The sequence below is a fragment of the Pseudoduganella sp. UC29_106 genome, from assembly GCF_044055365.1.
Classification (GTDB): Bacteria; Pseudomonadota; Gammaproteobacteria; order Burkholderiales; family Burkholderiaceae_D; genus Rugamonas.
The window spans coordinates 2,968,102-2,986,986 of record NZ_CP171977.1 but is presented as its reverse complement, the minus strand read 5'-3'; the positions used below and the strand labels follow the sequence as shown (position 1 = coordinate 2,986,986).

Sequence of the window (18,885 nt, the reverse complement as noted above, 5' to 3'; positions counted from 1 at the left end):
GGTCACTGCGAAGCAAGCAGTTGCTCGGTGAAATTAATTCCTTAAAGTAACTAGTTAAAGTTTTGAAAGGCAGATTTGCCACTGGCGACAACAAATTTCCCCAAAACATTGTCATGTATTGTTTTTTTTCATGTAATTAATGGGCGTTCAGTGTTACATTTCTTTCTGGTATGTACCTCAGCGAAAGAATAGAGCGCAACAATGCTTTCCAGCTCACCGACAGTCCCTTTACAACCGCCTCGCCAGGACATGGATTTCATGCTTGAAGAGGCTGGTGACATTGTCTTTCGCCTTAATATGCTCGGCCAGGTTCTGTTTGCAAATCGCCGTAGCGTCAGCCAATTTGGCCGTGGCAATGAAATCGAAGGCCAGCCCCTGTTATCCCTGATCGCCGAACTCGACCAGGCAGCCATCAAATCGGCGCTGGCGGAGTCAGTCCTGGCCAAGGGCGCGGTACGCGTGGAAGTACGTTTCAAGTCGCCCGAGCGCGACATCTGGTATGAGCTGCGGCTTTCCGTTTATCCGAACGCGGCGCGCGCTTACGAAGTCCTGGTGGTCGGCCGCGACATGACCAACCAGCACGCCACCGAAGAGCGCCTGCGCCATATGGCGACTCATGATGCGCTGACCGAATTGCCGAACCGCCTGCTGCTGTCCGATCGTATCCGCATGACGATTGCCCAGGCGCGCCGTTCCGGCCAGGGCTTCGCGGTTGCCACCATCGGCCTCGACAGTTTCAAGAAAGTCAACGATGGCCTCGGCCACCCCGTCGGCGACGCCGTGCTGCGCATGGCCGCCCAGCGCCTGCGCAAGACCCTGCGCGACAGCGATACCCTGGCCCGCGTCGGCGGCGACGAATTCGTCGCCGTGCTGCCGGGCACCTATAACGAAGCGCAGATCAAACTGGTAACGGGCCGTCTGCTGGCCACCCTGCAATCCTCGTTCGAAGTGGATTCGCACACGATTTATGTGGGCGCGTCGGTCGGCGTTGCCGTCTATCCCCAGCACGCCGAAGACGAAGTGCGCCTGGTGGCGATGGCGGATGCCGCCATGTCGCGCGCCAAGGAAACCGGCAAGGCCCGCTGCGTGGTCTACAGCCCGCGCCACAGCGGCCCGCCGGAGCACGATATTTCGCTGGAAGCGGCCATGTTCCAGGCCGTGCGCGAGGGTGAATTCCTGCTGTATTACCAGCCTATCGTGGACGCCCGCACGCGCGAGATCGAGGGTTTCGAGACCCTGATGCGCTGGAAACACCCTACTTTGGGCATGGTCCCGCCGGCCCGTTTCGTGCCAATTGCAGAAACCAATGGCCTGATTAATTTGCTGGGCGCCTGGGCTTTGAAATCGGCTTGCGTCCAGTTAAAACAGTTTGAGGAAGTTGCCAAGCGACCACTTTATATTTCTGTTAATATTAGTCCAAGGCAATTTCGAAACGATAAATTCCTCGATGTTCTTGATGACGCAATTTCTTTCTCCGGCGTGCCGGGCGAAAAGCTGGTGCTGGAAATTACGGAAGGCACGCTCATGATCGATCCGGTTCACGCCGAAACGATCCTCAGTAAAATGGCCGACCGCAAGGCGCGCATCGCCATCGACGATTTCGGTACCGGCTATTCCTCGCTGGCCTATCTGAAGCGTTTCCCCATCTCAGTGCTGAAGATCGACCGCACCTTTATCCGCGACCTGCCCAATTCCGACAAGGATGCCGCCATTTGCAGCGCCGTGCTGGACCTGGCCAAGCACCTGGACCTGTCCGTCGTGGCCGAGGGCGTGGAAACCGAGGATCAATACAGCTACATCGAAGCGCGCGGCTGCCAGTACATCCAGGGCTACCTGACCGGCAAGCCGATGGCGCCGCATACCGCGCTGGCCGCGCTGAAGGAGCGTACCTACGCTTCGCTGATGCAGGCCGCCGAACAGCCGCAGGTGGTGCAATGAGCGCGACCGTGCGCAGCCCGCTGGGCGAAGAAACCCTGGCCCTGCTGTGGGAGCGCACCCGCCTGCAGGGCGATATGCCGGGCTTTGCCAAGGCCATCACGGCCATCCTTGGCGCCATGCGCGGCGAGGACGAATCCGAATTCAATATGGCGCGCACGGTGCTCTCCGATCCCGTGCTGACGCAAAAGGTGCTGCGCCTGGCGAACAGCGGCATGTACTCGGCTTTCGGCCAGCACGTAAACACGGTCAGCAAGGCCGTGGTGGTGCTGGGAACGGACGCCATCGGCCATCTGGCGCTGGGACTGAAGCTGATCGAAGAATTGTCCGTGGCGTCGCCCGATTCGGGGCTGGCGCACATCGAAATGGAAAAGGCCGTGCTGGCCGGGATCGTGGCGCGCGAGGTGTCGACCTCCGCCGAGTCCCGCCACGGCGAGGAAGCGGTCGTGTGCTCGATGCTGCACACCCTGGGCCGCATGATGGTCACCTTTTACATGCCGGAGCGCTGGACCGAGATGCAGCGCCGCGCCGGCGTTGGCAAGGAAGACAGCGCGGCGGACGAGCTGCTCGGCACCACGCTGCAGGATATCGGCCGCGCGGCCGCCCTGCACTGGGGCCTGCCGTCCAACCTGATTTCGGGCATGCGCGTGGTGGAGCCGCCGGAAGAAGGCGAACCTGTCAGCCATGAAGACTGGATCGCCGGCGTATCCACCATGTCCACCATGTGCGCGGGCGCGCTGTGGCACGACGACGAGGAAGGCGCCGAGGAAGTGAAGCGCCTGACGGCGCGCTACTCCGGCATGCTCGGCGTCAGCACGGACAAACTGGCCCTGGCCATCGAGCAGGCCAAGGTGGCCGCTGCCGCGGATCTCTCGATTGCGCCGCTGTCCAAGCCTGCCGAGCGCCGCGCCAAGGCCCTGGCCAAGACCCGCCAGCGCGCACAAGGCAATAACGTTCTCCTCAGCGGCCTGGCCGATATGCGCGACGTCATCGACAGCGCAAGTCCGGGCCAGATGGTGCAGATCGCACTGGAAAGCGTGTACAAGGGTCTCGATTTCTCGCGCGCCGTGGCGTTTGTGCGCAACCGCCGCGAAGGCAAGTATGCAGCGCGCATGTCCTTCGGCGAAGGCGTGCGCGAGCGTCTGCCCGAAATGATCTTCGACGATAGTTACGAGCCGAACGTTTTCCACGCGGCGCTGAACAGTGACCGCGTGATCTTCATCGAAAACGCCAAGGACCCGAAATTCGCGGCCAAGCTCCCGCAGTGGTGGCGCAGCACGCTGTCGGACGCCCGCAGCTTCGTCATCCTCCCGCTGTGCTCCAACGGCCAGCCGACCGGCTTCCTCTACGGCGACTGGGACGAATCCTTCCCGCCGATTTCGCTCAGCCCCACCGAGTTCGCGCTGTTGAACGATATGCGTTCGCTGGTGATGAAGGCGGTCGAGCGCCGCCACCAGGCGGAACCGGCCAGCAAGACCGCGGCCTGATCAGGCGGCCGCGCGCTGCCAGCGGAAGGACAGCGCCGCGGCCACCGCGCCCGCCGCCACCAGGCCGGAAGCCACGTAGTACACCGACTCCGGCCCCAACGCACCCCAGCACTTCGTCAGGAACAGGCCGCCCAGCGTTCCGCCCAGGCCATAGGACACGCTGATGTACAGCGCCTGTCCCCTTGCCTGCAGCGGGCCGGCAAACCAGCGCTGCATCGTCATCACGGACGATGAGTGGTGCATGGCGAAGGTCGCGGCGTGCATCAGCTGCGCGATAACCAGCAAATGCAGCGAATGCGGACTTGCGCCCATGAGCGCAAAGCGCACCACGCCCACGCCAAAGCAAACGAACATCAGCCGCTTCGGACCAAAGCGCTTCAGCAGCGGCGCCTGCCAGTAGAACAGCGCCACTTCCGCGATCACACCCAGCGACCACATGGCGCCGGTAACGGCCTTGCTGTAGCCGTGATGTTCCAGATAGAGCGAGTAGAAGGTGTACAGCGAAGTGTGGGCGGCCACCATCAGCGCTGTCGACGCAAAGAAGGCGATCACTTCCCGCTTGCGCAACACGGCGAGCAGCGATGGCTTGGCGCCACTGTGCGTCATGCGTGGCACTTCTCGCAGATGGAAAGCCGCGGCGATCACACATACCAGCAGCGCACCCGCAACGGGCAGCAGCGCTTCCGTGCCATACCAGTCCATCGCGTAGGACGCGAGCATCACCGTGATGATGAAACCGATCGAGCCCCACAGGCGGATGCGCCCGTAGTGCGTGAGGTCGCCACGCATTTCGGAAATCATCAGCGCTTCACAAATCGGACCTTGCGCGCTGGTGAAGAGATTGAGCAGCACCATGGCTGCGAAATAGACGGCGAACGTGGAACCGATGTAGAAGCCGGTGAAAGCCGTCAGCGCCATGCAGCCGGTCAGGCGCAGCACGAAGACGCGGCGTTCGCTATGATCCGCGACATAGCCCCAGAGATTGGGGCCGAAGATGCGCAGCACCTGGATCAGGGACATCAGCACGCCGATTTCCGCCACCGACATGCCCCTGCCCTTGAAGAACAGGGAGGCATAGGTGGAGAAGGTGCCGGCGTATGCGTAGTAACAGAAGAGGAAAAGCGCGAAACCGAATGACTGGGCGGGCATTACTTCCTGGCGATGTCCGGCGTCGAAACACTCACGTCGCCGCACTGGGCGCGGTTCATGAGCGCGTGATCCATCAGCACCAGGGCCAGCATGGCCTCGGCGATCGGCGTGGCGCGGATGCCCACGCAGGGATCGTGGCGGCCGAAGGTTTCGACCGTCACCGGGTTGCCCTGCTTGTCGATCGAGCGGCGCGGCGTGCGGATCGAGGATGTGGGCTTGATGGCGATCGACACGGTGATGTCCTGGCCGGTCGAAATGCCGCCCAGCACACCGCCCGCGTTGTTGCCGACGAAGCCGTCCGGCGTCAGCTCGTCGCCGTGCTCGGAGCCGCGCTGGGTGATGCAATCGAAGCCGGCGCCAATCTCCACGCCCTTCACGGCATTGATGCCCATCATGGCGTAAGCGATGTCGGCATCCAGCTTGTCGTAGATCGGCTGGCCCAGTCCCACGGGCACGTTGCGAGCGACCACGTCGATGCGGGCGCCGATGGAGTCGCCGGCCTTGCGCAGGTCGTCCATATAGCTTTCCATGCGCGCGATCAGGGCTTCATCCGCGGTGGCGGCGAAGAAGGGATTGGTCGGCACGTGCTCGGAGCTCTGGAACGGCACCTCGATCTCGCCCAGCTGGCTCATGCAGCCCGCGAATTCGGTGCCGTACTGGTGGTTCAGCCACTTCTTGGCGATGGCCGCGGCGCCGACGATCGGCGCGGTCAGGCGCGCCGAGGAACGGCCGCCGCCGCGCGGGTCGCGCACGCCGTATTTGTGCCAGTAGGTGTAATCGGCGTGACCAGGACGGAAGCTCTCGGCGATATTGCCGTAGTCCTTGCTGCGCTGGTCTTCATTCTTGATCAGCAGTGCAATCGGAGTACCGGTGGTCACGCCTTCGTAGACGCCGGACAGGATCTGCACGGTGTCCGGCTCCTGGCGCTGCGTCACATGGCGCGAAGTACCCGGCTTGCGGCGATCCAGCTCGGGCTGGATGTCCGTTTCGGACAGCGGCAGTCCCGGCGGGCAGCCGTCAATAACGCAGCCAATTGCGGGACCGTGGGATTCGCCAAACGTGGTGACGGTGAACAGCTTGCCAAAGGTATTGCCGGACATATCGTGATCGCATCTGATGGGGGAACCCCGTATTCTACCGTTTTCCAACTTGCCTAACCAGCCACATGCCGGAGCGGCAATAAATGTATGTTGCATATTGCAACCAATTATCTCCCTGGAAATTGTTTAAATGGTCGTTCTATTGAACAATTCGCTATATACTTAATTCGGAAAGAACACCGAGACACTGGAGAAGCGACACATGCCCCCTTCGATCACGCCCCTTGACCAAGGCAAGGACGATCAGGATGATCTGGTATTCTTAGAAGAGCACCCCGCTCAGCCAGCCACAACCGCTCACCGCAATGTTTGGCGCGTGATGATTATCGATGACGACGAGGACGTCCATTCGACGACCACCTTCGCCCTCGGCAATCTGGACATGCAGCACCGCCCCCTTGAATTCGTGCACGCCTATTCGGCCGCGCAGGCGCGCGAGCTGCTGAAGCATGAACAGGAAATCGCCGTGATCCTGCTTGACGTCGTGATGGAGCAGGATGACGCCGGTTTGCACCTGGTGCGCTATATCCGTGAAACCCTGAAGCTGGCGGACGTGCGCATTATCCTGCGCACCGGCCAGCCGGGCTATGCGCCCGAGATCGACGCCATCCGCGATTTCGACATCAACGATTACAAGACCAAGTCCGAGCTCACGCGCATCAAGCTGTTCACCACCGTGACCGCCGCGATCCGCTCCTACGAACAGATCCGCAATATCACTGAGAGCCGGCACGGCCTGAGCAAGATCCTGACCGCCAGCACGGAGCTGATGGCGCTGCACGGCATGCACAACTTTGCCGCCGGCGTGCTGGCCCAGGCCGCGAGCGTACTGTCGCATGAAGCCGAATGGTGTGCTGTGCATCCAGGAGTGCCCGGACGCGGGCGTGCATGAACTGGCCATCGTCGCTACCGCCGGCAGTTTCACCCGCCTCACTGGCAAGCAGTTGAAGCCCGAGGACGACGCGCGCGCGCATGAAGCGCTGGAGCGCTGCCTGGCGGCGCGGAGAAATCTCTATGGCCCGGATTATGTGACCCTGCACTTTGCCGGCAAGGCCAGCCACACTTTCGCCGCCTTCCTCGAAGTGGCGCAGGAAGCCAGCGAACTGGAACAGGGGCTGCTGGAGATCTTCTGCAGCAATGTGGCGGTGGGGCTGGAGAATGTGGAGCTGGTGTCCCACCTGCACACGGCGGCTTTCTACGACAACCTCTCCAAGCTGCCGAACCGCACGCGCCTGATTGAAATCCTGGACGCGACCCTGGCCGGTCCCGCCAAGCAAGATGCTACGCTGTCCCTGGTGGACCTCGACCACTTCGCCGAGACCAACGACGCGCTGGGCCACGAGTTTGGCGACCTGCTGCTGTCCTCCGTCGCAGCACGCCTGCAGAACAGCCTGGGCCAACAGCTTACCGTGGCGCGCATCGGCGGCGACATTTTCTGTGTGTTGGGCGATTCGGCACAGGTCGATCCGGCCAATATCCTCGCGCAGTTCGCCAAGCCGTTCAGCATCGAGGGCCAGGACGTGCAGCTGTCCGCCACGCTCGGCCTGGTGCGCCTGTCCGAACATGATGGCAGCGGCGCCGATGCCCTGAAGGATGCGGACATCGCGCTGAAGCGCGCCAAGACCCAGCAGCGCGCGGGCCACTTCTACTTCTCGCGCAGCATGGGCGTGGAAATCCGCGAACGCGTGCGCATGATGCACGCGCTGCGCACGGCCTTCGGCCAGAACCAGCTGTTCGTCGTCTACCAGCCGCAGATCGACCTGCTGACGCGCAAGCCGGTCGGCGCCGAAGCGCTGCTGCGCTGGCAAACGCCCGACGGCAAGTTCGTGTCGCCGGACCGCTTCATTCCGATCGCCGAGTATTCGGGCCTGATCATCGATCTGGGCGAATGGGTGATGCATACGGCCTGCCGAGAACTGGTCGAGTTGCGCGCGGCCGGCCATCAGGACTTCACGATTTCGATCAATGTGTCGCAGGTGCAGTTCCGCCACCCGCTCTTCCTCGAAACCCTGAGGCGCGCGCTGGCCGAAACGGGCGCGCCGCCGGAATTCGTGGAACTGGAAATTACCGAATCGATGGCGATGGAAGAACCGGACCTGCTGATCAAGATGCTGGGGCAGATCAAGCAGACGGGCGTGAGCATCGCGATCGACGACTTCGGCACCGGCTTCTCGTCCCTCTCCTACCTGCAGCGCCTGCAGATCGACCGCCTCAAGATCGATCGCGCCTTCGTCACCGAAATCACGAATTCCGCACGCGGCAGCAGCATCGCCGAGATGGTGGTGCAGCTGGGACGCAACCTGGGGCTGGCGGTCATCGCCGAAGGGGTGGAGGACGAGCGCCAGGCCGAAATCCTGCAGAACCTCGGCTGCCCGCTTGGCCAGGGCTTCCTGTTCGCCCGCCCGATGACGGGCAGCGCGCTCGAAGGATGGCTCAGCAACGACGCGCTGGCCGGCGTCGCCTGATTAAAACCCACGGCCCAAAACAGGTGTCTGCCACGCTGTGGCAGACACCAGGTCTTTGCCGTGGGTTTAAAAACGCCACCGGCTGGGTGGCGTTTTTGTTGGGGCTGAGTGGCAGCGATCAGCTTTCCGACTTCTCCTCTTCCTCAGCCGGCCAGTCGCGGATATAGGCCTTCAGCATGCGGTTCTCAAAGCTCTGCGCTTCGAGCACGGCGCGCGCCACGTCATAGAACGAGATCACGCCCAGCAGGGTCTTGGCGTTCATCACAGGCAGGTAGCGCGCGTGCTTTTCCAGCATGATCCGGCGCACCTCGTTCACTTCCGTGTCCGGCGTGACGGTAATCGGGTGGTCTTCCATATGCTTGCGCACGGTGCCGCCGCCGACCGAACCCTGGTTGGCGTGCAGGGCCTTCAGCACTTCGCGGAACGTCAGCATCCCTACCAGGTCGCCGTATTCCATCACCACCAGCGAGCCGATGTCTTTCTCGGCCATCGTATTGGCGGCCTCTACGAGGGGCTGGTCCGGATTGATCGTGTAGAGGATGTTGCCTTTGACTTGGAGAATTTCGGATACTTTCATTTTGGGCCGTCCTGTCCGCAGTGAATGGATTTTGTTTTATTGTAAGCCTTGTGACGGAATGTAGCGTAAGCGTGGGAAAAAATCCAGTTTTGAGCATAATCAAATTACAACACTATTCACCGGTGTGATAACACGGTAGCATCGGGGCCAGTTCAAATCCGGACGAGGTTTCCATGAGCGGTCCCAAGTACCCAGGCTTCGACACTCTTTCGCTGCACGCGGGCGCCACGCCCGATCCCACTACCGGCGCCCGCGCCACCCCCATCCATTTCACCTCATCGTTTGCTTTCCGCGATTCCGACCATGCGGCCGCGCTGTTCAATATGGAGCGCGCAGGCCATGTCTATTCGCGCATTTCGAACCCGACCAATGCGGTGCTTGAGGAACGCATCGCGGCGCTGGAAGGCGGTGTGGCCGGCATCGCGACGGCCAGCGGACAGGCGGCCATGCACCTCGGCCTGTGCACGATTGCCGGCGCCGGCTCGCACATCGTCGCTTCGCGCGCGCTGTATGGGGGCTCGCACAACCTGCTGGCCTATACGCTGAAGCGCTTCGGTATTGAGACCACCTTCGTCGATCCGCGCTCGCTCGACGAGTGGCGCGCCGCCATTCGTCCCAACACCCAGGGTGCTGTTTGCCGAAACCCTGGGCAATCCGGGGCTGGATGTGCTGGATATCCCGTCCGTGGCCGCGATTGCGCACGAAGCGGGGCTGCCGTTGATGATGGATTCGACCTTCACCACGCCTTACCTGCTGCGTCCCTTCGACCATGGGGCCGACCTGGTATTCCACTCGGCGACTAAATTCCTGTGCGGCCATGGCACGGCCATCGGCGGGCTGCTGGTCGATGGAGGCACCTTCGACTGGCAGGCAGCCTATGAGCGCACCGGCCGTTTCGCCGAACTGTGCGAACCGTATGACGGCTTCCACGGCATGGTGTTTGCCGAGGAATCGACAGTGGCGCCATTTTCGCTGCGCGCGCGGCGCGAAGGCTTGCGCGACTTTGGCGCGGTGATGTCACCGCATAATGCCTTCGCCATCCTGCAGGGCATCGAAACCCTTAGCCTGCGCATGGAGCGGCATGTGGCCAATACGCGCAAGGTGGTCGAATTCCTGCTTTCCCAGCCGGCGGTCGAATCGATCGCCTATCCGGAGCTGGACTCGCATCCCGACCATGCGCTGGCCCAGCGCCTGCTGCCGCGCGGCTGCGGCGCCGTGTTCGCGTTCACGCTGAAAGGCGACCGCGCCGCGGGCAAGCGCTTCGTGGACAGCCTGAAGGTGTTCTCGCACCTGGCCAACGTCGGCGACGCGAAATCCTTGGTCATCCACCCTGCTTCCACCACGCACTTCCGCATTCCGGCCGACCAGCTGGCGGCAGCGGGCATTGCGGGAGGGCACGATGCGGCTCTCGGTCGGGCTGGAAGATGTGGACGACCTGATCGAAGACCTGGCGCGCGGCCTGAAGCTGTCGCAGAAAGGAGCCTGACATGCTGCTGAACGGTTCCTATTGCTACACCGGCGGCAAGGCCTTCGACCCTGCTCTCCCCTGCGTTGTCTTCATCCACGGCGCGCAGAATGACCATTCCGTATGGGCGCTGCAGTCGCGCTACCTGGCGCACCACGGCTTCGGCGTGCTGGCCGTTGACCTGCCGGGCCACGGCCGCAGCGCTGGTCCCGCCCTGCGCACGGTCGAAGCGATGGCTGACTGGGTGATCGCCTTGCTATCCGCGGCCGGCGTGTCGCGCGCCGCCCTGGTCGGACACAGCATGGGCTCCCTGATCGCGCTGGAAGCGGCTTACCGCGCGCCGGAACGCGTGGCCAGTCTCGCCCTGCTGGGCTCCACCTGGCCCATGAAAGTGTCCGACGCGCTGCTGGACGCCGCCCGGAATGCCGAGCAGACGGCCATCGACATGGTCAACATCTGGTCACATTCCTCCTGGGCGCAGAAACCCTCGTGCCCGGGGCCTGGCTTCTGGGTCAGCGGCATGTCGCAACGGCTGATGCAGCGCATTTCCGCGCAGGGCGAGCCGCAGCTCTTCCACACCGATTTCAGCGCGTGCAATGCCTACGCCAATGGCGAAACGGCCGCGCAATCGGTCAAATGTCCCGTGCTTTTCATCAACGGCGCCAAGGACATGATGACCCCGCCCCGCTCAGCCAAGGCCCTTGTTGCCGCGCTCCCCCACGCCCGCACCGTCACGGTCGACGCCGGCCACCAGATGATGGCCGAACAACCCGACGCCGTCCTCGACGCCCTCATGTCTCATTTGGGGTCAGGCACGTTTTGATACATCAGCTCGTGTAACGTTCCAGTGCCTGACCCCAAAATGGTCGGATAGGGTGGTGCCGAGGCCGGCTTCGACGGCGTCTTCGACCTGGCGGGCGAGGATGGAGGCTTCCTGGTTGACGAGGCGGTCGTCCTCGCTGGCGCTGTCGGAAGCCATGCCGGCGTTCACGGCCATGCCGCCGAAGACGAAGAGGCGATAGACGTCGGCCAGCGTGAGTTTGTCGAGGTTGGCCAGCAGCACCCAGTTTTCGCCGCCTTCGCTGACGCGCTTGCCGAACTGCACGCGCGGCGGCGGCGCCACCTTCACGCGCCCCACCCAGCCCTGGGCCAGCATCTTGTCCAGTAGCCGGTCCATTTCATCAAAGCCCAGCCGTGTGCGGACGCGGATTTCGGCGGCGTTGACCAAAGCGTTGTCAGCCTGCTCGCGCGCTTCATGCAGCACTTTCAGTACAGCCATCGCATCGACGAAGGCTCCACCCGGCGGCGCCTCATGCCACCAGCGTTCATACTTGACGACCGGCAGCGCCGCCGTGATCAGCGCGCCGATCAGCGTGATCAGCCAGGATACATAAATCCACAGCAGGAACAGCGGCAGCGCCGCCAGCGCGCCGTAAAATCTTCGAATACGTGGGTACCTGCGAAATGAAGATCGCAAAACCGCGTTTCGCCAGTTCGAAGGCAATTGCCGCCACCGCGCCACCCACCAAAGCGTCCCGCCAGTCCACATTCCGGTTCGGCACGGAAATATAGAGGAAGGTGAAGCCCAGGGTCGTCAGCACCACCGACAACAAGGCATAGACAGATCCCCCGAAAATATTGCCCACCAGGCTGGTTGTGGCCGAGAACAGATGGGTGGACAGGGTAATCGATACCCCCACCACCAGCGGTCCCAGCGTAATCAGCGCCCAGTACACAAGGATGCGCTTGGTCAGCCGCCGCACGGTCTTCACGCGCCAGATGCGGTTGAAAACGCCCTCGATGGTGCTCATCATAGCCACCGACGTCAGCATCAGCGTGACCGCACCCACCGCCGAAAGGCGCGTCGCCTTGTTGGCGAAATTGGTAAGGTAATTGAGAATGGTGTTCGAGATTTCCTTCGGCATCACGCTTTGGATGAAATACGCTTCCAGGGCCGTGCGGAAGGTCTTGAACATCGGGAAAGTGGTGAAGATCGCCAGTGCGATCGTCAGCACCGGCACCAGGGCAAACACCGTGGTGAAGGTCAGGCCGCCGGCGACCTGGGGCAGGCTTTCCTCGCGCAGGCGGCGGCGTGCGAAGCGGACGAGGTCCCGGATCTCGGCCCAGGACAGCGCGCGCAGCTCGGCCACGGCCTTGCCGCAGCCGCGGGAAACATAGGTAATTGCAGACTTTAAAACCATTATTCGACTTGTTCGCGGTTCTTCGTGCTTATTGCTAAAGGGCCATATAATAACAATGATGAACCAACCAAACCTGATTATTCTCGTATTGTTTTATTCCCGGCACGGCTCCACGCGCAAACTGGCCGAAATGATCGCCCAGGGCATCGAAAGCGTGCCTGGCTGCGACGCGCGCCTGCGCACAGTGCCGGCCGTGTCCACCGTGACCGAAGCTACCCAGCCTGCCGTGCCCACCGATGGCGCGCCCTATGTGGAACTGGATGATCTGCGCGAATGCGCGGCGCTGGCCGTCGGCTCGCCTACGCGCTTCGGCAATATGGCTTCGGCCATGAAGTATTTCTGGGACGGCACCTCGGCCGAGTGGCTGTCCGGCACCCTGGCAGGCAAGCCGGCCTGCGTGTTCACGTCCACCGGCAGCCTGCATGGCGGCCAGGAATCGACGCTGCTGTCGATGATGATCCCGCTGATGCACCACGGCCTGATGATCCTGGGCCTGCCGTACACCCATCCCGAGCTGATGACCACCGCCAGCGGCGGCTCCCCTTATGGCGCGAGCCACTGGTCCGGCCTGGATGGCAAGAAACCGATTACCGAAGACGAGAAACGCCTGGCCGTCGCCCTGGGCGCCGCCTGGCCGAAACCGCCGTGAAGTTGCAGGGGGCATGATGGATAACGGCAAACATAAATTCTTCCATTGGGGCGCCATCGCCAGCATGGTGGCGCTGATCATCTGGTGCCTGTTGTGGGAAACCTTGCTTGGCCCACTGAAGCCGGGCGGTTCGTGGCTGGTGCTGAAGGCGGCGCCGCTGATCATTCCGCTGGCCGGCATCATCAAGCGCGATATCTATACGCTGCAGTGGACGTCGATGATGATCCTGCTGTACTTCATCGAAGGCGTGGTGCGCGGCTGGAGCGACAAGGTTTCGCCCTGGCTGGGCTGGGTCGAAGCGGGCATCGTGGTGGTCTACTTCCTGTGCGCCATTCTCTATGTGGCGCCCTACCAAGCGCGCCGCCCGGAAGGCCGCCAAGGAATTGCTGGCGAAGGTCAACTCCAATTCGGTGAAATGAGCGCCGACTTCTTAGCCCGCTGCCGCCAGCTCCTGGGCGATGCCCACGTGCTGACCAGCGACGCCGACAAAGCGCCCTTCCTCACCGACTGGCGCGGCCGCTTTACCGGCAGCGCATTGGCGGTGCTGCGGCCTGGCAGTGTGCAGGAAGTGGCGGACCTCGTTCGTCTCTGCGCCGAAACGCGCATCCCCATCGTGCCGCAAGGCGGCAATACGGGACTGGTGCTGGGCAGCGTGCCCGATGCCAGCGGCACGGCGGTCGTGTTGTCGGTAACGCGCCTGAACCGTGCGCGCGCAGTCGATCCTGCCAACCGCACGATGACGGTGGATGCGGGCTGCATCCTGCAAACCATCCAGGAAGCCGCTGCTGCGCATGGCTGCCTGTTCCCGCTGTCGCTGGCGGCCGAAGGCAGCTGCACGATTGGCGGCAATCTCGACCAATGCGGGCGGCACGGCCGTCCTGCGCTACGGGAACACGCGTGAGCTGTGCCTGGGGCTGGAAGTGGTCACGCCGCAAGGCGAATCTGGTCCGGCCTGCGAGGCCTGCGCAAGGACAATACCGGCTACGACCTGCGCGACCTGTTCATCGGCGCCGAAGGCACGCTGGGCATCATTACCGGTGCGGTGCTGAAGCTGTTCCCGCAGCCGAAGGCCAGCATCACCGCCCTCACGGCCCTCGAATCGCCGGCCCACGCACTGCGGCTGCTCGCCATCATGCAGGACCGCTGCGGCGCCAGCCTGACGGGCTTCGAGCTGATGTCCGCTTTCTGCCTGAAACTGGTACGCAAGCACTTCCGCAGCTGCCGCAGCCATTCGCGCAGGAACATGCCCAGTACGCGCTGCTGGAGCTGTCCAGCAGCGAATCCGAGCAGCACGCGGTGGCGCTGCTGGAAAGCGCGATCGGCGCCGCACTGGAAGAAGGCGTGATTGAAGACGCCGCCGTGGCGAGTTCGGTCGCGCAGTCGCTGGGTTTGTGGCAGATCCGCGAGCACATCCCGCTGGCCCAGGCGGCCGACGGCAAGAACATCAAGCACGATATCTCGCTGCCCGTTTCCGCTATCCCCGCAGTACATCGCCCACACCGAACCGCTGCTGCAGCAGGCCTTCCCGGGCTGCCAGCTGGTCTGCTCGGCCATCTCGGCGACGGCAACCTGCACTTCAACGTGGCGCCGCCGCCCGGCATCGGCAACGAGGAATTCCTGGTCAACCAGGAAGCGCTGAACCGCGTGGTGCACGACAATGTAGTGGCTTTCGGCGGCTCGATCTCGGCGGAACACGGCATCGGCGCGCTGAAACGGGATGAACTGGCGCGCTACAAGTCGCCGGTGGAGCTGCAAATGATGCGCGCCATCAAGGCCGCGCTCGATCCCCTGGGTATCATGAACCCGGGGAAGATCATATGAAAACACTACTACTGTTCGCACTCGTCCTGCCTGCCGCCGCGCAGGCGCAAGTCCACAAGTGCACCGTCGACGGGAAAGTCACTTACAGCCAGGCGCCGTGCGAGCGCGGGCAGGCGGCCGTGATCGCCGTGCCGGACGCGCCGGCGCCCGATCCAGGAGCGAAAACCGACTTGGCGCGCCAGAAGCGCGAAGCGAAGCTGATGGAAAAAGAACGCCTGAAGCGCGAAGCCCACCAGGACCGCGAGGACGAAGCCACCCACCGCGTCGCGGCCAAACGGCGCGACAAATGCCAGAAGCTCAAACAGGACCAGAAATGGGCTGAGGAAGACGCGCGCGGCGCCCAGATCCAGAACAGCGAACGCGCCCAGATCAAGGCGCGCCGCGTGGCCGAGCGCTACAAACTGGAATGCGGGAGCTGACCCAGGCTCCCGCGCTGCGGCGCCTGTCGCGCTGGCTGCTCCTGGGCGAGTGGCGCGCGCATCCCATTCGTGCTCTCGTCGCCATTGCCGCCATTGCGGTTGGCGTGGCGCTGGGCTTTGCCATCCACCTGGTCAACGCAGCGGCGCTGAATGAATTCTCGGCGGCCGTGCAAACCCTGTCCGGCCAGGCGGAAATTCAGGTCAGCGGCACCGAGCCGTTTATCGACGAATCCATCTACCCACGGCTCGCCGAGCGGCCGGGCGTAAGCATGGCGTCCCCTGTGCTGACGTTCGAACGCTTCCCTCCCCGGCCGCAACCAGCCTCTGAAGATTGTCGGCCTCGATGTGTTCCGTGCGGCTGCCGTGTCGCCCGGCCTGATCGGCGCGCCCGATGCCAACACGCCCTACGACACCGTCGCGGACGACGCGATTTTCCTGTCTCCGGCTGCGCAGCAATGGCTCGGCGTACATCCCGGCGGCGAGGCCGAATTCCAGTCCGGCACGCAGACGCTGCGCCTGCGCATTGCCGGGTCATTGCCGGGCGCGCGGGCGGGACAACGCCTCGGCGTGATGGACATCGGCGCCGCCCAGTGGCGCTTCCAGCAATTGGGCAAGCTGTCGCGCGTGGACTTGCGCCTGCGCGACGGCGAGGACCGCACTGCCTTCCGCGACGCACTGGCGGCGGAACTGGAACGCGAATTCCCGGGCCGGTTCCGCGTCACGAGCGCCAGCAATGGCGAGCAAAACAGCCGCAGTGGCAATGTGAGCCGCGCCTACCGCGTGAACCTGACGGTGCTGGCCCTGGTCGCCCTGTTCACAGGAGCCTTCCTGGTCTTTACCACACAGGCCCTATCCGTCATGCGCCGGCGCGGCCAGTTTGCGCTGCTGCGCGTGCTCGGGCTGGAGCGGCGGCAGCTGCTGCGCCAGATCCTGCTCGAAGGCCTCGGTCTCGGCGTGCTGGGCGCCCTGCTCGGCATCGCCGGCGGCTACGTAATCGCCGCCGGCATGCTGCAGCTGTTCGGCGGCGACTTTGGCGCAGGCTTCTTCTCCGGCGTCAGCCCGCAGCTGCGCTTTACGCCATTTGCGGCGCTGGTCTATTTCGGCACCGGCGTCGGGGTGGCCCTGCTGGGCTGCGCCGCACCGGCGGTCGAAGCTTCGCGCGCCCGCCTGGCCGTGGCGCTGAAGTCCGGGCACCGACGAAGTGGCGCTGGCGCGGCTGGCGCGCCCCTGGCCGGGTCTGGCCTGCCTGGCTTTGGCCGCCGTGCTCACGCAGGCGCCGCCGGTGGCGGAGCTGCCCCTCCTGGGCTATATCTCGATCGCGCTGATGCTGATCGGCGCCATCGCCCTGATGCCCCGCCTGTCCGCAATCGTGTTCCGCGCCGCGCAGGCCCGCTGGCGCACGCGGCGCACCGTCCCGTCGCTCGCACTGGCGCGGCTGGCGAATGCGTCCAGCCAGGCCGGTATTGCACTGGGGGGCGTGCTGTCCAGCTTTAGCCTGATGGTGGCGATGGCCATCATGGTCGCCAGCTTCCGCGTGTCGGTGGACGAGTGGGTGCAGCAATTGCTGCCCGCCGACCTTTATGTGCGCACGGCCGCCAGCGGCAGTACGGCCCTGCTAAAGCCACGGGAGCAGGAGGCGCTGCGCGCAACGCCCGGCATCGCCCGCACCGAATTCCTGCGCACCCGCCAGCTTTCGCTGGCCGCCGACCGTCCGAACGTGATGCTGCTGGCGCGAGACATAGAGCCGGCGCAGATCGAGCATGCGTTGATTCTCTCCGGTCCCACCGCCCCCCCTGCCGGCCGGCAGCACGTTACCGCAGGCCTGGGTATCGGAAGCCATGGTCGACCTGTATGGTTTGCACGCAGGCGATACGATCCGCCTGCCGCTGGCCGGCAGCCAGCATGAATTCCATATCGCCGGCGTGTGGCGCGACTACGCGCGGTCGACGGGCGCCGTCATCATCTTCCGCAAGGATTACATCCGCATCACGGGCGATCGCGACGCTGGCGACGCTGCAATCTGGCTGGCGCCCAACGCCGCGCCCGAACAGGTGCAAGGCGCCCTGCGTGCCCTGCCATTCGGCGGCCTGCTGGAAATGACCGCGCCCGGCGAAATCCGCCGCCGCACGCTCACCGTGTTCGACCGCAGCTTCGCCGTCACCTACCTGCTGGAAGCCATCGCCATCATTATCGGCCTGTTCGGCGTGGCCGCCACCTTCTCCGCGCAAACCCTGGCGCGCGCCAAGGAATTCGGCATGCTGCGCCATGTGGGGCTCACGCGGCGCCAGGTGCTGGCCGTGCTGGCCTTCGAAGGAGGCGCGCTGACGGCGCTGGGCATCCTGATAGGATTCGTGCTGGGGTGGGTCATCAGCCTGGTGCTGGTGCATGTGGTGAATCCGCAGTCATTCCATTGGACGATGGAAATGCACTATCCGTGGCCCTTGCTGGCTACCGTGGCGGCAGCACTGCTTGTTTCCGCCGCCGTGACCGCGCTGCTGTCCGGCCGCCGCGCGCTCTCGGCGGGGCCTATCCGCGCCGTAAGGGAGGACTGGTGATGTTGCGACTCCTGCTCGCCACGCTGGCTGTCGCCGTGCTGACGGCATTCACGCCCGTGCTGCCCGGCGTCCCACTGCAATTCCCGCGCGATTTCGGCGCCCACCACGGTTTCAAGACCGAATGGTGGTACGCGACCGGCTGGCTCACGACCGCGGACGGCAAGACCGTCGGCTACCAGGTCACCTTCTTCCGCGCCGCCACCGGCCAGGGCGACGAAAATCCCAGCAAATTCGCAGCCAAAGACCTGATCCTTGCCCACGCCGCGCTGTCCGACCCGGCAAACGGCAAGCTGCTGCACGACCAGCGCAGCGCCCGCGAAGGTTTCGGGCTCGCCTACGCCATGCCCGGCGATACCCTTCTCAAGCTCGATAGCTGGCGCATGCAGCGCGACGCCGCTGACCGTTATCAGATCGACATCCCGGCGCGGGAATTTACGCTGAAGCTCACCTTGACGCCTACCCAGCCCGTGCTGCTGCAGGGCGACCAGGGCTTTTCCCGCAAAGGGCCGCGTCCCAACCAGGCCAGCTATTACTACAGCGAGCCGCAACTTCGGACAACAGGCGCCATCGTGGCGGCAAATGGCCGGGAACAGGCGGTCACCGGCGTTACCTGGCTCGATCACGAATGGTCCACCCAGTACCTCGATCCGGAGGCGGATGGCTGGGACTGGGCCGGCATCAATCTGGACGATGGCGGCGCTCTCATGGCATTCCAGATAAGGGGGCGCCAAGGTAGTAGAATATGGTCCCACGCGACATGGCGCGATGCATCCGGTAAGATCACGCACTATGCGCAGGACCAGGTCAGTTTTACCCCGCAAAAGCGGTGGCGGTCGCCCCGTACCAATGCCGAGTATCCCGTTGCCACCACGATTGCCACAGGCGATATCCAGTGGCAGCTTACGCCATTGCAGCAGGACCAGGAACTCGATGCGCGCCAGTCCAGCGGCGCCGTGTACTGGGAAGGCGCCGTGACCGTGCAACGCAACGGGCAGCCCGCGGGACGGGGCTACCTTGAGCTGACGGGCTATTACAAGCCCCTGAAACTATGAATACGAAGAA

The 18,885-nt window shown here is 63.8% G+C and carries 8 protein-coding genes and 7 pseudogenes; 11 read left to right on the top strand and 4 right to left on the bottom strand.

Annotated elements, in window-relative coordinates; translation table 11 throughout:
* The first annotated feature begins 258 nt into the window (after positions 1-258).
* A complete protein-coding gene (locus ACHMW6_RS15340) occupies positions 259-1,938 on the top strand; it encodes a putative bifunctional diguanylate cyclase/phosphodiesterase (RefSeq protein WP_395407933.1) in 1,680 nt (559 codons plus the stop codon).
* Positions 1,935-3,422, top strand: coding sequence for an HDOD domain-containing protein (locus ACHMW6_RS15335; protein WP_395407931.1), 1,488 nt, complete (start codon positions 1,935-1,937; stop codon positions 3,420-3,422). The genes ACHMW6_RS15340 and ACHMW6_RS15335 overlap by 4 nt, the downstream gene beginning before the upstream one ends.
* On the opposite strand, the gene ACHMW6_RS15330 is transcribed toward ACHMW6_RS15335, so the two are convergent.
* Positions 3,423-4,571 carry an MFS transporter gene (locus tag ACHMW6_RS15330; RefSeq protein WP_395407930.1) on the bottom strand — a complete coding sequence of 383 codons (1,149 nt, stop codon included), beginning with the start codon at positions 4,569-4,571 and terminating at the stop codon, positions 3,423-3,425.
* On the bottom strand, positions 4,571-5,671 hold the full coding sequence (aroC, locus tag ACHMW6_RS15325; protein WP_395407929.1) for a chorismate synthase: 1,101 nt from the start codon (positions 5,669-5,671) through the stop codon (positions 4,571-4,573). Before aroC ends, ACHMW6_RS15330 begins: the two co-directional genes overlap by 1 nt.
* A gap of 202 nt (positions 5,672-5,873) precedes the next feature.
* On the opposite strand from aroC, the pseudogene ACHMW6_RS15320 reads away from it, so the two are divergent.
* Positions 5,874-8,136 (top strand): annotated as a pseudogene (locus tag ACHMW6_RS15320) (EAL domain-containing protein).
* A 118-nt stretch (positions 8,137-8,254) separates the two neighbouring features.
* Here the strand turns inward: ACHMW6_RS15320 and ACHMW6_RS15315 are convergent.
* A complete protein-coding gene (locus tag ACHMW6_RS15315; RefSeq protein WP_395407927.1) occupies positions 8,255-8,713 on the bottom strand; it encodes a CBS domain-containing protein in 459 nt (152 codons plus the stop codon).
* A 173-nt stretch (positions 8,714-8,886) separates the two neighbouring features.
* Between ACHMW6_RS15315 and ACHMW6_RS15310 the strand changes: the two are divergent.
* Both ACHMW6_RS15310 and ACHMW6_RS15305 read left to right on the top strand, forming a co-directional pair.
* Positions 8,887-10,199, top strand: a pseudogene (locus ACHMW6_RS15310) (O-acetylhomoserine aminocarboxypropyltransferase).
* 1 nt (position 10,200) lies between these two features.
* Positions 10,201-11,001, top strand: a complete 801-nt coding sequence (locus ACHMW6_RS15305) for an alpha/beta fold hydrolase (protein ID WP_395407925.1) — start codon at positions 10,201-10,203, stop codon at positions 10,999-11,001.
* On the opposite strand, the pseudogene ACHMW6_RS15300 reads toward ACHMW6_RS15305, so the two are convergent.
* Positions 10,987-12,379 (bottom strand): annotated as a pseudogene (locus ACHMW6_RS15300) (YihY family inner membrane protein). The gene ACHMW6_RS15305 and the pseudogene ACHMW6_RS15300 overlap by 15 nt on opposite strands.
* 58 nt (positions 12,380-12,437) lie before the next feature.
* Between ACHMW6_RS15300 and wrbA the strand changes: the two are divergent.
* From wrbA to ACHMW6_RS15270, 6 genes and pseudogenes are all read left to right on the top strand, one after another.
* A pseudogene (gene wrbA, locus ACHMW6_RS15295) lies at positions 12,438-13,045 on the top strand (NAD(P)H:quinone oxidoreductase).
* Positions 13,042-13,314, top strand: a pseudogene (locus tag ACHMW6_RS15290) (DUF2069 domain-containing protein); the annotation flags it as partial. The pseudogenes wrbA and ACHMW6_RS15290, both read left to right, overlap by 4 nt.
* A 129-nt stretch (positions 13,315-13,443) precedes the next feature.
* A pseudogene (locus ACHMW6_RS15285) lies at positions 13,444-14,849 on the top strand (FAD-binding oxidoreductase).
* Complete coding sequence (locus ACHMW6_RS15280) at positions 14,846-15,268, top strand: DUF4124 domain-containing protein (protein WP_395407924.1); 423 nt, start codon at positions 14,846-14,848, stop codon at positions 15,266-15,268. The pseudogene ACHMW6_RS15285 and the gene ACHMW6_RS15280 overlap by 4 nt, the downstream one beginning before the upstream one ends.
* Positions 15,256-17,823: pseudogene (locus tag ACHMW6_RS15275) on the top strand (FtsX-like permease family protein). The gene ACHMW6_RS15280 and the pseudogene ACHMW6_RS15275 overlap by 13 nt, the downstream one beginning before the upstream one ends.
* Positions 17,823-18,875 carry a lipocalin-like domain-containing protein gene (locus ACHMW6_RS15270; protein ID WP_395408620.1) on the top strand — a complete coding sequence of 351 codons (1,053 nt, stop codon included), beginning with the start codon at positions 17,823-17,825 and terminating at the stop codon, positions 18,873-18,875. The pseudogene ACHMW6_RS15275 and the gene ACHMW6_RS15270 overlap by 1 nt, the downstream one beginning before the upstream one ends.
* Positions 18,876-18,885 lie beyond the last annotated feature (10 nt).